Origin of the sequence: Grimontia celer (genome assembly GCF_900055185.1) — a bacterium.
Lineage (GTDB): Bacteria > Pseudomonadota > Gammaproteobacteria > Enterobacterales > Vibrionaceae > Enterovibrio > Enterovibrio celer.
On sequence record NZ_FIZX01000003.1, the window covers coordinates 52,304 to 67,053 of the forward strand.

The 14,750-nt window shown below is 49.6% G+C and carries 12 protein-coding genes; all 12 read left to right on the top strand.

Going from position 1 to position 14,750, the window contains the following annotated elements; all coding sequences use genetic code 11:
* The first annotated feature begins 1 nt into the window (after position 1).
* The 12 genes from GCE9029_RS18805 to GCE9029_RS18860 all read left to right on the top strand — a co-directional run bounded on the left by GCE9029_RS18805 (position 2) and on the right by GCE9029_RS18860 (position 14,677).
* Positions 2-466 carry a type II secretion system protein gene (locus GCE9029_RS18805; protein WP_062665913.1) on the top strand — a complete coding sequence of 155 codons (465 nt, stop codon included), beginning with the start codon at positions 2-4 and terminating at the stop codon, positions 464-466.
* Complete coding sequence (locus tag GCE9029_RS18810) at positions 453-1,058, top strand: type IV pilus modification PilV family protein (protein ID WP_062665914.1); 606 nt, start codon at positions 453-455, stop codon at positions 1,056-1,058. Before GCE9029_RS18805 ends, GCE9029_RS18810 begins: the two co-directional genes overlap by 14 nt.
* Complete coding sequence (locus GCE9029_RS18815; protein WP_062665916.1) at positions 1,058-1,807, top strand: prepilin-type N-terminal cleavage/methylation domain-containing protein; 750 nt, start codon at positions 1,058-1,060, stop codon at positions 1,805-1,807. The genes GCE9029_RS18810 and GCE9029_RS18815 overlap by 1 nt, the downstream gene beginning before the upstream one ends.
* A gap of 31 nt (positions 1,808-1,838) precedes the next feature.
* Positions 1,839-2,234: an MSHA biogenesis protein MshP gene (locus GCE9029_RS18820; protein WP_197475406.1), complete on the top strand. Its 396-nt coding sequence runs from the start codon at positions 1,839-1,841 to the stop codon at positions 2,232-2,234.
* Positions 2,235-2,350: 116 nt separating this feature from the next.
* Positions 2,351-5,299, top strand: a complete 2,949-nt coding sequence (locus tag GCE9029_RS18825; protein ID WP_197475404.1) for a DUF6701 domain-containing protein — start codon at positions 2,351-2,353, stop codon at positions 5,297-5,299.
* 116 nt (positions 5,300-5,415) lie between these two features.
* A complete protein-coding gene (gene mreB, locus GCE9029_RS18830; RefSeq protein ID WP_002537278.1) occupies positions 5,416-6,459 on the top strand; it encodes a rod shape-determining protein MreB in 1,044 nt (347 codons plus the stop codon).
* A 32-nt stretch (positions 6,460-6,491) separates the two neighbouring features.
* Positions 6,492-7,415: a rod shape-determining protein MreC gene (gene mreC, locus GCE9029_RS18835; RefSeq protein WP_062665928.1), complete on the top strand. Its 924-nt coding sequence runs from the start codon at positions 6,492-6,494 to the stop codon at positions 7,413-7,415.
* Positions 7,408-7,896, top strand: coding sequence for a rod shape-determining protein MreD (gene mreD, locus GCE9029_RS18840; protein WP_039849728.1), 489 nt, complete (start codon positions 7,408-7,410; stop codon positions 7,894-7,896). The genes mreC and mreD overlap by 8 nt, the downstream gene beginning before the upstream one ends.
* 12 nt (positions 7,897-7,908) lie before the next feature.
* Positions 7,909-8,496 (top strand): Maf family protein, encoded by a 588-nt coding sequence (locus GCE9029_RS18845; protein WP_062665929.1) that lies wholly within the window; start codon positions 7,909-7,911, stop codon positions 8,494-8,496.
* Positions 8,493-9,962 (top strand): ribonuclease G, encoded by a 1,470-nt coding sequence (gene rng / locus GCE9029_RS18850; RefSeq protein ID WP_062665931.1) that lies wholly within the window; start codon positions 8,493-8,495, stop codon positions 9,960-9,962. Before GCE9029_RS18845 ends, rng begins: the two co-directional genes overlap by 4 nt.
* A 17-nt stretch (positions 9,963-9,979) precedes the next feature.
* Positions 9,980-13,855, top strand: a complete 3,876-nt coding sequence (locus tag GCE9029_RS18855) for a YhdP family protein (protein ID WP_062665933.1) — start codon at positions 9,980-9,982, stop codon at positions 13,853-13,855.
* A 3-nt stretch (positions 13,856-13,858) separates the two neighbouring features.
* Positions 13,859-14,677, top strand: coding sequence for a carbon-nitrogen hydrolase family protein (locus GCE9029_RS18860; RefSeq protein ID WP_062665935.1), 819 nt, complete (start codon positions 13,859-13,861; stop codon positions 14,675-14,677).
* Positions 14,678-14,750: the final 73 nt, after the last annotated feature.

Consider the following 14,750-nt stretch of genomic DNA (forward strand, 5'->3'; position numbering starts at 1 on the left):
AATGAACAAAGGCTTCACCCTGATTGAGCTGATCACCGTACTGGTGATACTTGGGGTCATTAGTATCTTTGTCGTACCGAGCCTGTCGGGATCTGAAGCCTTTTCAGTGACCAGCGCTCGGGATACGGGTTTGTCTGTTGCCAGACAAGTCCAGCTCAGGGCGATGCAGCAGGAGACGCCGTCTTCTGCCTGCAATGCCTTGTATGTTGCTGCCTCCCGAATGGGGGGCAGTAGCAATTCTGCCTGTGGTTTTGGTGAAACCCGCAGTGATGCGGTGGATCTTTCTGAATCACAGGTGCGCATTTCACCTGCTCAAACGATTTATTTTGATTTGCTGGGACGTCCGGTAAATTCAGTAGGCGGCCGCCTTTGCACTTCTGAACGGTGCGAGTTCACCTTCTCCCAAGGCAATTCAGAAGCCAGAATTTGCTTAAACAGCGAGGGCTATTTCCATGCCTGCAGCTGAAAAAACCTATCGAATTTCAATCTATCAGCGTGGCTATACGCTGGTGGAATTAGTGATTGGCATCGTCGTATTTGGTGTTGCCATGGTGCTACTCAGTACCACCCTTTTCCCTATGTTCGCCAAATCTGCCAATCCGCATTATGAAGCCCGCGCAGCCGCGTTAGGGCAAGCGGTGATGAACGAGATCCTGGCACGTCAGTTTGATAAAAACTCTGATCCCAACGGCAGTCGCTGGCGCTGTGATGAAGACGCTGACGCCGTTTTGGCGCAGGGTATTGTTGCCCCGAATCCTATTCAAACCTGTTCTTCTCCACTTACAGCAGGAACGGGTTTTGTTGCTGTTGAAGACTATATCGGGTGCTGGGGAGGAAGCTCGTCCTGCACTCGAACCCACAGAGGCGATTTGAGTGCTCTGGTTGGAGCCTCTGCGTCGGATTACAAAGGCTTCACTGTCGATATCAATGTCGAGTACGACAGCAGTACTTTTGCGGACAGCACCAACAACGCCAGACTCTACAAACGCATCGACCTGTACGTCGATACCGGCAGTTTTGGCCGATATGACTTCACGTCCTATCGGAGTAACTTCTGATGATTCTGTTCACCCGTAGACCTAGCGGATTTACGCTGGTTGAGCTAATCGTTACCTTGACGATTTTGGCTATTGTTTCGGTCGGTATCTTTGGTTTTATCGAATCCAGCGCATCAGGCTATGTTGAATCGCGAAACCGTGAAGCTTTGCAATCTGAAGCCCGTTTTGCGGTTGAGCGGGTAGGCCGGGAGCTGCGTCATGCGGTGCCAAATAGCCTGCATGTATACAGTGGTGGGGAATGTTTGGTATTTACGCCGATTCGCTATTCCGGCACTTACCATCAGTTAGTTGAGGGAGAAAATACGCTGAGCGTTGCACTCTCTACCAAAGAGACAGATTGGCAATCCAATGTGAGCGAGAATCATCGGATTGTGTTCTTACCTTCATCGCCTGCAGATTTAACAGGAGACAACAGCTACCAGATCACTGGTGTTGTTGGCAATACAATCACAACATCGAAAACGGCTGCGGACCTGTGGCCTGCTGAGTCACCCTCCCGTCGTTTCTTTATATATGAAAACTCAGTGAGTTTTTGCTTTGATAACAATACAGATTCGCTTGAACGCCGCATCAATAACGGCACTCAGAACAGTACGACCTTGGCAATGAACATTGCTGCGGGCAGCGGGTTTAACTTGGGCACCACATCTTTAGCCAGCGGTAACCTAATCAATATCACTTACAAGTTCAGCCAATCCGGCGAGTCTTCGGTTTATAACCAACAAGTGCAGGTTCTCAATGCACCGTAAAGTTACTTCTCTCAAACATCAAAAAGGCAGCATGTTAATCATCGCGGTATTTGCGATGACAGCCTTGGCAGCTCTCGGTGCAGCGCTGATGCAAATCACCACCTCACAAAGTGATACAACGACCCGTGAAGTGTTGGGTGCCCGCGCCTGGCTTGCGGCAAACAGTGGCACTGAATTGGCGATGGCGAGACTATTTCCGCTGGCCAAAGATGCTAACAATCTACCTGCAGCAACGTGCAGCGAAACACCTGTTGTGACGAATTTTGGTAGTGCAGGTCTTAGAGGCTGTTCTGTGTCAGTGACTTGCGAAACCATTGATGCTGGGGAGTTTGTTCAATACCACGTTGAAAGTAAGGGGCAGTGCGGTAGCGGTGCGTATCAGGTTGTTAGGGTTCAGGAAAGCTGGGCAAGGGGAATAAGCGAATGAAGAGAGCTTTTCTTTGCTTACTGTTACTACACGTTATTCCTATGTCTGTATGGGCGAATCAATTGTATTTCCCGGGACCTGCACAGTCTGTGGTTAACACTTCCTCAAAGCTAGATATGACTGGCTATGGACAATTGATTTATCCAGGGAAAAGAGACTTTGAAGTCGGTTTTTCTGAATTTCAGTGGCGTTGGGGTTTTTTACATTGTTCCGATTTGACTGATAGTTTCGAATGTAATGAGGCTCCTGGCTTCAGAGTTCCTGACCCCAATTTACCTCCTTTATCAGGTGAACTGGATAACATTTCCCTTCCAGATGACTGGCCACAGCCTTGGCCAGGTGACTGGCCATCAAACACCTACTATGTGAGTCAGTCTGATCCGAGCTTCAAAATCGTGAGAATTCCTCAAAATGGGGTTCTGTACCTTGAGTCAGGAACCTATTATTTTGGGCATGTGGAGCTAGGACAGTATGCTCGCATACATATTTCAGGTGATGTTGAGTTACATGTAAACAGTTTCAAAACGGCTAACAACGCAAAAGTTAACGTTGATGATAATGGGCTTCCAACTGACCATAAGCTAGTAATTTGGTCGCGAGGTACGGATGCCTCCGCAGCGGGCTATGCAGTACAACTTGGAGCAGATTCTGACACCAGTGCATTTATTTATTCATCCGATACCGTAAAGCTCGCGGGGTCTTTATCGGCTGGTGATGACATCACTCGGTTATGGGGTGGAGTAACTGCAAAGCTACTCAGCATGGCTGATCAAAGTGAAATTGTTTATACAGAACCTGATAGTTATGAACTTCGCCTGAGCCCCACTCAAAGTCAGTCAGATACTTGCTCGAGAATCCCTATAACGTTCAATGTTACGAATGACAAAGGGGAAGTTCTTAGGAATATTTCAGGAGATCTGACTGCCAAGGCTCTAAATTTTAGGGATACAGCATGCTGGGCCACTAGTGAAAACGGGGTATGTTCGAATGGCCCAGATAAAACCGTTGTTTTACGCTCAGGGAGTACCAGACTCTGGCTACAAAACAAAGCCATCGGAACTGTCAACGCAGAAGCTACTTTTACCTCAAATGAAACCGGCGAGCTAAAATCCGAGCAAGGTAATTACACTTTTACTGCTGGTGGGTTCCGCTTCTCTCCTTCGCCATTAAAAATGGTGGCAGGTAAACCGGAGAAGTTAACCATTGAAGCAATTTATGGCGATTGTGACCCAACGCCTATCCCTGAATATGAGGGGAGAAAACAACTGAGTGTTGGGAATGCCAGCTATCAGCAACCCAACTACACCTCCACAGGAGCACCACATAAACCATCGGTAAATGGAACTGTCGGTGAGCAAACCATCGAAGTGGAGTTTTCTAAAGGCGTAGCAACAGATGCTCTGACCTTAAATTATTCTGATGCAGGTGTGCTCTCTATTCCCATCTCTGAAGTTCAAAGTGCAAATGCTGCTGGTAGCGATAGCGCCACTGAAGTTGAAGAAGATTCGAATGGTGTTGAAAGTAGGCAATTGAATGGGGATGTCTCTCTGCATGCGCGCCCATATACTTTTGCTGTTTGCGGCAGCTTACCTTCACTCTCAGATGTGTCGAATCAGAAAGCTTTTATCAAAGCGGGTGACCCGTTTACCGTCACATTGAAACCTGTTGTGTGGCAAAGCGGAGATTTGACAGGGGCCGCACTGACCAATGGGAGCGTTGTATCGCTTAAACCAAATTTCTGTAATCGTTCACCAACGCCGAGCTTTTGGCACCAGAAAGCGCCTGACGCCACAGTAACTTTGGATGAAACAGCCTATGTCGTCACGCCAGTTGACGGAAGCAATGCAGCGATAACTGGCATTGTTCCTCTTACGCATACAGAAACGAATAATGCGGGTGATGTTAACAATGTTCGTTATCGATTTGCGGATATTTCAGTTGATGAAGTCGGCGCATTTGGAGTTCGTTCAAAGCTGGCAGCAAATTACCTCGATATGACAGTCAATCCAGGTGAAAGGCCATTAGGACGTCTTTATCCCTCCCACTTTTCTGTTTCTGGCAGTTTGACTTCTGCTATCACTGCCAGTGAAGACAGTGGTGGCGATGGGTTTACTTACCTCAATCAGCCTTTCGATGGTCAATACACGATTTATGCGATGACGGCCAATAATAGGGCGGTCAAGAATTACCATTTACTTGGCGACGCTTACAAAGCTGAATTTGAGGATTGGGTAATTAACCCAACTTCGACCAATCCGGTTGTTGGCCAAGACCTCTCTGAGCGTTGGGTGAGGGCAGGGAAAACAGGCTGGAAGGCTGGAAGTGATGGTACGAGCCAGTTATCGCTTAATTCGGAACGCATGATCCTAGAAAAAGGAAACGCGCCTGAACGACCTTTTGACCCGCTGCACTTTGCGGTTGGGGTGATCAAAGACGATATCGATAACACCGGCTTCATCTATTGCGACGTTCAAAATGTCGCGGGGTGCGAGACCAAGGTTGTCAGGCCTGTTAGTGGTGATAGACCATCAATAGATGGTGCCGAATTTTCTTCGGGTGAATTTATGTTTGGCCGGATGCGCATGGAAGGATTTACTGAAACCCAAGATCTTTCGCGTGAACAAAAGATGCCTGTCGTAGTCGAAGTCTTTAATGGTCAGCGTTTTTTCACCAATACACGAGATAATGCATCAGAAATATCGACCGATATTGGTGAGAAAGAAGTGCTATTCAGCAGTACCAGCGAAGAAGCCAACCGTGCCCAGATTTTCTTGCGCGATAGCGCCAACCACACCATAACGAAGAAAACTGTCGAAAATGGCCGCTCCGAGTTTGTCGTGAAGGCTCCGGTTCAAAATGGCAATTTAAACCGGGAGCAGTTCCGTTACTGGCAGAGGCTTGATAGGGCGATCGGCAGCGCTGCACCACAAGCCTGGTTGCAACATAATTGGCAGGGTACGCAATTTGATGATGATCCCAGCGCTATAGGAACCTTTGGGTTTTATCGGGGAAGTGATCGTGTCATCTATAAAGGTGAAAAAAACATCACATTGACAGGGGAATGAAAAAAAAGACAGATCTCATTCAGGTTTGTAGATCATCACCTTGCCGCGCCCCGTCAGCGTTGGTACATTTAGCGGAATTTGAAGAATTTTAACGCTTGCAGGATTAACCGAAGATTATGTTTAAGAAACTTCGTGGCATGTTCTCTAACGATCTGTCTATCGATCTGGGAACAGCTAACACTCTCATCTATGTAAAAGGACAAGGGATCGTTCTGGATGAACCTTCCGTTGTCGCAATTCGTCAAGATCGTGCAGGCTCACCAAAAAGCGTCGCGGCAGTCGGTCATGAAGCAAAACAAATGCTGGGCCGTACGCCAGGAAACATCGCAGCAATTCGTCCAATGAAAGACGGCGTTATCGCTGACTTCTACGTGACTGAGAAAATGCTGCAGCACTTCATCAAAACCGTTCACGACCACAGCTTTATGCGTCCTAGCCCACGCGTGCTGGTGGCAGTTCCTTGTGGTTCTACCCAAGTTGAGCGTCGTGCAATTCGTGAATCTGCATTGGGTGCAGGCGCGCGTGAAGTGTATTTGATTGACGAGCCAATGGCGGCGGCAATCGGTGCAGGTCTGCCAGTGTCTGAAGCGACCGGTTCTATGGTGGTCGATATCGGTGGTGGTACGACAGAAGTTGCCGTTATCTCTCTGAACGGTGTGGTTTACTCATCTTCTGTACGTATCGGCGGTGACCGTTTTGACGAGTCCATCATCAACTACGTGCGTCGTAACTACGGCAGCCTGATTGGTGAAGCAACGGCTGAGCGTATCAAGCATGAAATCGGTTCTGCGTACCCAGGTGACGAAGTACGTGAAATCGAAGTACGCGGTCGTAACCTCGCAGAAGGTGTGCCACGTAGCTTTACGCTGAATTCCAACGAGATTCTGGAAGCGCTGCAAGAGCCGCTGACAGGTATCGTGTCTGCTGTGATGGTTGCACTGGAACAGTGTCCGCCAGAACTGGCATCTGACATCTCCGAGCGCGGTATGGTTCTGACTGGTGGTGGTGCGCTGCTTCGCGACCTTGACCGTCTGCTGACAGAAGAAACCGGCATTCCGGTTGTTGTTGCTGAAGAGCCGCTGACCTGTGTTGCACGTGGTGGTGGTAAAGCGCTGGAAATGATCGACATGCACGGTGGCGATCTGTTCAGCGAAGATTGATCTTCTTCCATCAACAAACAGGTTGTAACTGAATGAAACCAATTTTTGGCCGTGGGCCATCGCTACAATTACGCCTGTTCTTCGCTCTTTTAATATCAGCCAGCCTCATGCTGGCTGATAGTCGTTTGGGTGCTTTCACTAATTTCCGTTATTTGTTGAACTCGCTGGTGGCACCGCTGCAATACGCATCAAATGTACCACGTGATCTGCTCGATAACGTCTTCCGTCAGTTCACCTCGCACCAACAGCTGTTGATTGATAACACCAAGCTCAAAGAAGAAGTGCTGCTGCTGCGAAGCGGACAGTTGATCCTGGATCAACTAGAGCAAGAAAATCGGCGTTTGCGCGAGCTGCTGGGCTCACCGTTTGTGCGTGACGAACGGAAGATGGTAGCGGAAGTAATGGCGGTAGACTCTGACCCTTACAAGCATCAGGTGATGATTGATAAAGGGCGCACAAACGGTGTGTACGAAGGCCAACCAGTGATTAACGAGCGCGGTATTGTGGGGCAAGTTTCCTACGTAGGCGCGCACAACAGCCGCGTATTGCTAATCACTGACCCAACCCATGCGATTCCGGTACAGGTGGTGCGCAACGATATTCGTGTTATCGCTTCAGGTCGCGGTGACAACGACAATATCCAACTGGAAAACATTCCAAGCAGCACGGACATTGAACCTAGCGACATGCTGGTCACGTCTGGCTTGGGTGGTGTATTCCCTGAAGGTTATCCGGTGGCGAAGGTCACGTCGTTCTCTTTCGACAATAAGCGCCCGTTCGCGCAAGTGGATGCTAAACCAGAAGTACAGTTTGACCGTTTGCGATACCTATTGCTGGTGTGGCCAACTGACGTCGAGAAAAAAGAAGTGGTTGAAGGGGAAGAGCCAGCACCTGCAAGTGAAGAGGCCCAACCTTCAACGACCGAAGAACAAACCGAAGAGGTAAGCAATGGCTAATTCAAGCATGCGTGGCCGTGCGCTTATCTGGCTGTCGTTTATTATCGCACTGATCCTTCAGGCCGCGCCGTGGCCTGGTGAGCTGGCACCTTTCCGCCCGTCTTGGGTGTTGTTGGTGGCTTTCTATTGGGTATTGGCACTGCCACACCGCGTGAATGTCGGTACGGCATTGGTAGTCGGTTTGCTCTGGGATTTGATGCTGGGCTCCACACTCGGTGTGCGCGGCTTGATGATGTCAGTGCTGGTTTATATTGTCGCACTGAACTTTCAGATGCTGCGTAATATGTCGCTCTGGCAACAGGCAGCACTCTTGTCTTTGCTTACTTTGGCAGGAAAAGTGCTAGAGTTTTGGGCGGAGTACTTGGTATCCAATGTGCAGTTCGATCCCGCGCAGCTTTGGGCAGGTCTGCTTAACTTCTTATTATGGCCTTGGCTGTTTTTGCTGCTGCGACGGGTGCGCCGTCAGTTTTCGATTAAGTAATCTGGAGAAATCATGGCAGATCTTCAACTTTATCTCGCGTCTGCCTCACCTCGCAGAAAGGCGCTGCTGGAACAACTCTCTGTCCAGTTTGAGATTTTACGTGTTGACGTTGAAGAACAGCGCCAGCCTCATGAACAAGCGGCGGACTATGTCCGCCGTTTATCCCTCGATAAGGCAAAAGCCGGCGTGGATGTCGCGCCTATCGACCTGCCAGTGCTGGGCTCAGACACCATCGTTGTCTGTGACGGTAAGGTATTGGAAAAGCCCGCAGACCTCGATGCTTCGCGCACCATGCTACGACAGTTGTCTGATCGTCAACATCAGGTGATGACAGCTGTCACGCTGGCAGATCGGAACCATTCTCTGACCACACTGGTCACAACCAATGTATGGTTTAAACCTCTGAGTGATGAAGAAATCGAGACCTATTGGAATAGCGGTGAGCCCTGTGATAAAGCGGGAAGCTATGCCATTCAGGGGTTGGGTGGTCGGTTCGTGACCCGAATTGACGGCAGTTATCATGCTGTGGTCGGTCTGCCACTTTACGAAACAGATACTCTGTTAAAAGAATTCCAAAAATTACGCGGTAAAAACCTATGAACGCAGAGTTATTGATTAACGTGACGCCTTCAGAAACCCGGGTCGCCATGATTGAAGCGGGTAATCTACAGGAAGTGCATATTGAGCGCGAAGCGAAGCGCGGCATTGTCGGCAACATTTACAAAGGCAAAGTGAGCCGCGTACTTCCAGGTATGCAGGCAGCTTTTGTTGATATCGGTCTGGATAAGGCGGCGTTCCTGCACGCCTCAGATATCGTTCCTCACACCGAATGTGTGGCCGAAAACGAAAAGCAACAGTTCCAGGTGCGCGATATTTCTGAGCTAGTCCGCCAGGGGCAGGATATCGTGGTACAGGTGGTGAAAGACCCTCTGGGTACTAAAGGCGCGCGTCTGACCACAGACATCACCTTACCCTCGCGCTACTTGGTGTTTATGCCGGGGGCGGCACATGTGGGCGTGTCTCAGCGTATTGAAAGTGAAGAAGAACGCGAGCGCCTTAAGAGCATCGTGTCTGACTACTGTGATGACCTCGGCGGCTTCATTATCCGCACCGCGGCAGAAGGCGCATCGGATCAGGAAATGGCTCAGGATGCGGCTTTTCTAAAACGTCTTTGGAACAAGGTGCTGGAGCGTCGTGCCAAGCGTCCTTCCAAGTCGATGCTTTATGGCGAGTTAGGTTTGGCCCAGCGTATTTTGCGTGATTTCGTTGGTACTGAGCTCAATATTATCCGTGTTGATTCCCGCACAGCGATGGAAGCACTTCGCGAATTTACTGAAGAGTTTGTGCCAGAGCTATCTGACAAGCTTGAGCTCTACACCGGCGAGCAGCCAATCTTCGATATGTATGACACCGAGAATGAAATTCAGCGCTCACTTGATCGTAAAGTGGAGCTGAAATCTGGTGGCTACCTGATTATCGACCAAACCGAAGCCATGACCACGGTGGACATCAACACCGGCGCGTTTGTGGGTCGACGTAACCTTGAAGAGACCATCTTCAACACCAACACCGAAGCTACCCGTGCCATTGCGCGCCAGCTTCGTCTTCGTAACCTCGGTGGCATTATCATCATCGACTTTATCGATATGAGCTCGGAAGAACACCGTCAGCGCGTATTGCAGTCACTTGAGCAAGCGCTGTCGAAAGATCGCGTGAAAACCAACATCAATGGCTTCACTCAACTTGGTCTGGTGGAGATGACCCGTAAGCGCACCCGTGAAAGCATTGAGCACGTCCTTTGTGGCCAATGTCCTACTTGCGAAGGTCGTGGTTCAGTGAAGACGGTGGAAACGGTTTGCTACGAAATTTTGCGTGAAATTACCCGAGTGAACCGTGCGTATGATGCTGACAAGTTTGTGGTGTATGCGTCACCGTCTGTAGGCGAAGCGCTCGAAGGTGAAGAATCGCATGCAGTTGCGGAGCTTGAAGTATTCATTGGTAAACAAGTAAAAGTGCATGTAGAGCCGCTGTATACCCAAGAGCAGTTTGATGTAGTGATGATGTAAGCGAGACCGTTCTTTTAATGGCGAAATTTGCTCAACGCTTAGCAGTGACGGTGAAATGGCTTCTCGTTGTTTTACTGGTGTGTGCTGCGGTATTTACCGCGGCCATGCGTGTTGTATTGCCTAACTTGGATGCTGCTAAAGCGCCGATACAACGTTGGGCAAGTGACACCTCCGGCTTTACCATCGACTTTTCTACCTTCAAAGGGCACTGGCGTTATCTGGTGCCTTCATTGTCTTTACACGATCTGACACTCTCTACTGAAACTTCCCATCTGGAAATTCTGACAGCCGAAAGTATCGACATGCAGTTCGATCTCTGGGCAAGTCTCCAGCGCCGGAAGCCGACATTTTCCAATGTGACTATTACTGGCTTAAATGTCGATTTGACCCAATTACCAGAGCGTGACAATACAGGCAACGAAAGTCTGAAGTCTCAGTTGGAACGCCTGTTTCTGGTTGGGCTTGGGCAGTTTGCGATTCATGATGCCAAAGTCACTTTGCTGTCGCCGTCTGAAGAGCGCAAAACCATTGATATTAACTCCCTGCTTTGGGACAACCGCGCAGGGACTCACCATGTTCAAGGTGTGGTGAGTGTTCAGGGCACATCACTCAATAAGCTTGATGTGCAGGGCGTGTTTACTGAACGTAACGGTTTGGGGTCACTTGATGGCGAGTTTTACCTCAAAGCGGATGATGTGTCGCTGAAAAGCTGGATCAGCAAATTCATTAATCCAGAGGTATCACTGGCAACGGCTAAAGTCGGTGGCGAAGCTTGGCTGACCGTCGAAAAAGGGAATGCGCGATCAGCCCTTATCAGCGTGAATAAGAGCGACATTGCCTGGTTCCCCAATGCTCCTTCACTGCAAAGCCAGAAAAGCAGCACCCAATCGGTTCAGGTTCAGCGTGGACAACTTCTGATCGAACAATCTGGCGAAGGCTGGCATATCGCTACCGATAACTTCGCGATTAAAACTGATGGCAAACTGTGGCCCGAACCGAACTTGCGCGCAGATATCAGTGATGAAGCTTGGAGAGTTAACGCCAATTATTTCGATGTGGGCTTACTCCTTCCGTTGCGTGAACTGATTGCTTTGCCAGAGGGTGTTGAAGATGCTATCAGTGCTTTGTCTCCGGAAGGGATAGCGCAGGACATCCGCATCGAGCAGCCAAAAGGTGGAGAGGTTCGATATTCTGCCGCGCTGAAAAATGTCAGCTTCAACCATTGGAGCTACTTGCCAGAAGTTCACAAGCTGGACATGACACTTGCAGGCGTCGGCAAGAACGGCAAAGTCACGTTGGCCATGACAGACGACATCCTGCCGTATGGCGGCTTCTTTCAGGCGCCGCTCAATATTGAGCAGGGTGATGTAGTCGGCTACTGGCAGCTGCATGAAGATAGCGTCACTATTTGGTCTGACAGTGTGGCTGTTCGCTCACCTCACCTTGATGTGATGGGTGAGTTTCGTTTGGATATCCCGTTTGATGAACGTAGTTCCTGGCTTGCGTTTTACGCCGAAGCCAGTCTGAACAATGCTGGGGAAACCTGGCGATACCTTCCTGCTTTAGCACTTGATGAAGAGCTTACCGACTACCTTTCTGCGGCGATTCGCGGCGGACAGGCTGATCACGCCAAACTGGTATGGTACGGAGATTTTGAAACCTTCCCATACCTTGAGCATCAGGGGATTTTCCAAGCTTATGTGCCGCTTAAAAATGGACAGTTCAGCTTTGATACCCAATGGCCGACACTGACTGATTTGGAGCTGGATCTGCTGTTCCAAAATGACGCCCTATACCTTGATGCATCCCATGTCGGATTGATGGGTGCTCGCGGCTATGGGTTAAAAGGGGAAATCCCTTCTTTCAGCGCAGACTACAGTGTGCTTTTGATTGACGCGAATGTGGCATCAAGTGGTGCTGACTTGCGTGACTATATGTTGGCGACACCACTTGTAGACTCTGTCGGTGCTGCACTGACCCATGTTCAGGTTGATGGAAAAGTGAATGGCAAAATTTCACTGAATATCCCGCTCAATGGGGATGATGTATTGGCTAAAGGTCAGGCATCGCTGAAAAGTAGCACCGTCTCCATTGTCAGCCCTGAAATGACATTTGAGAAAGTCAGCGGCACCATCAAATTTGATAACGATGTGGTGTGGGCGAAAAAGCTCAAAGCCAATCTGTTGGCTCAGCCCATCAATATCGGGTTTAAAGGTGAAACCGAGTCCGATAACTATCTGGTCAACATTGATATTGATGGTAACTGGGAAGCAGACAGACTGAAGGCCGCGTTGGCTCAGCCAGACATGTCCTTCATTGAAGGGAAATCTGCATGGGACTTAAATGTTGGCATTGCACTGAAAGATGTTGGCTTTACCTATGACGTGAAGCTGGATGCTGATCTGACGACCTTAGATTTCAACTTGCCGTCTCCACTGGATAAGCCTTCATTTATCAAAGGTCAGGGGAGCATGAAAGCCTCTGGCGATGCACAAAGTCTTGTTGGGCAGGTAGAGCTGCCAAACGTGAAATATCAGGCCAACGTCGATATCAGTGGTGAGTTGCCAGTTGTCACCAAGAGCCGCACTGTGATTGGCGATGGTGAATTATCATTGCAGCCGCTTTCCGGCAACGCGCTCAGCATTGATGTGCCGCTGTTGGACATTCACGCTTGGAAAGAAGTGGTGGCAAAAGCTGAGGCCGCGCACCGCAATTCCAAAGATTCCATGCCCGTTGTTTTGCCAAGCCCTTCGCGCCTGAATGTCAAAGCTGACAAGGTTAAAGCTGGAGAACTAGTCTTCAATAACTTTTCCATGGCAGCACGAAAGAAAAGCGATGGCTTCCATGTATTGGTTGGTAGTGAAGAGCTGGCAGGTGATGCCTGGTGGGATGAAGATGATTTCCTGACTGTTTCTATTGATCACCTTTTCCTCAATGTGGATTTGGACAAAGAGACGCCGGAAGAAGGTTCTGAGCGCAAAGGTGCCCGACTGGCAAATGATGTGGACCAAGCCCTGATGCACTACATCCCATCGACCGATCTGACTATCAAGGAGTTGTGGTTGCAGGGGTACCGCGTTGGTAAGGTTGAAACCCAACTGCTGAAGCGTGGCAAGACGATCACCATGCCGAAGTTTTCCATCGACAGTGGCGGCACCCGGATTCGTGCCAATGGTGATTGGTCTATCTCGAATAAAGGGTTTAACCATTCTGAACTTACCTTTGATGTATCAGCGAAAAACAGCAGCGATCTCATGGGGCGCTTTGCTGTGACGGGCGGCATTCAGGACGCAACGGTGAAAACCTCGGGTGAGCTTAGCTTCGATGGTGCGCCTTGGTCTGTGAATGTTGAAACCTTGAATGGCGTGCTCGAAACCAAAATCGAGAACGGATATATCAGTGGTGTTGGTGGCGCAGGGCGTTTGCTTGGTCTGTTTAGCCTGGATTCTATCTTGCGGAAAATGCAGCTCGACTTTACCGGTGTGTTTGAGGATGGTCTTGCTTTTGATGAGATCAGCGGCAGTGCCTCAATCACTAACGGGGTAGTTGTCACGGATAATATCCAGATGAATGCGCTCGCAGGTGATATGTTTATTAGAGGGATAGCAAATCTTGCGAAAAATCAGGTTAATGCGGACGTGAGATTCGTGCCTGATTTAACCTCGGGGATTCCGGTTTTGACCGCATTTGCTGTCACCCCTCAAACCGCACTCTATGTTTTGGCAGTCACTACCGTGCTCTCGCCAGTTGTAGATGTGTTCACACAGGTTCGTTATCAGGTAAGCGGGGCCATTGATGATCCCGTCGTCAGGGAAGTTTCGCGCAGCACAGGCGAAGTGACGTTGCCTGAGCAGGCCACCAAGCGCTTGCGGGAACAGCAGAAGGAGCAATGAGTAATGACCAAATTTGGCGTCGTACAAATGAATTCAGGGATGGATCCCGAAGCAAATCTGGAAGTGCTGGAAGGCCAGCTTAAACATCTGAAAACACAAGGTGCCCGTTTGGTGCTGACGCCGGAAAACTGTCTGGTGTTTGGCACAAAGGAAGACTATGACAAGCACGCCGAGGTACTTGGTCATGGCCCTTTGCAAAAGAAGCTTTCCCAGCTGGCATTTGATCTCGGTATTTGGCTGGTGATGGGTTCATTTCCCATCCGCAACAACGACGGTACCTTGAGCACAACCTGTCTGGTTTACGATGCCGCCGGTAATCTGCGCGCCTCCTATGAAAAGCTGCATATGTTTGATGTTGATATCGCCGACAATCACCGTAGCTATCGAGAGTCAGATACATTCAAGTCCGGTGACAATTTGGTGCTGGTCGATACGCCTTTCGGTACCCTTGGGCTTTCTATTTGCTATGACATCCGTTTTCCACAGCTCTATTCTGCACTTCGCCAGCGCGGCGCAGACATCATAGTGGTGCCAGCAGCGTTTACGAAAGTGACCGGTGCGGCGCACTGGGAAGTGTTGCTGAGAGCACGTGCGATTGAAACACAATGTTGGGTGCTTGCAGCGGCGCAATGTGGCAGCCATCAGGGCGGCCGAGAAACCTACGGCCATTCAATGATTGTTGACCCGTGGGGACAAGTGGTCACAGGTCTGAACGAGCAGATTGGCACTGCTTGGGCAGATATTGATTTGGCCTCTAACAGCGCCATTCGCAGCAAAATGCCTGTCATGCAACATGCCCGGTTGCAATGCGCGATGAAATAGCGCAGTCTCGAACCCATATCTCTCCCGCAATACACCTCATTGCGGGACATTCCTTTTTTAGCGCTAAAGAGCA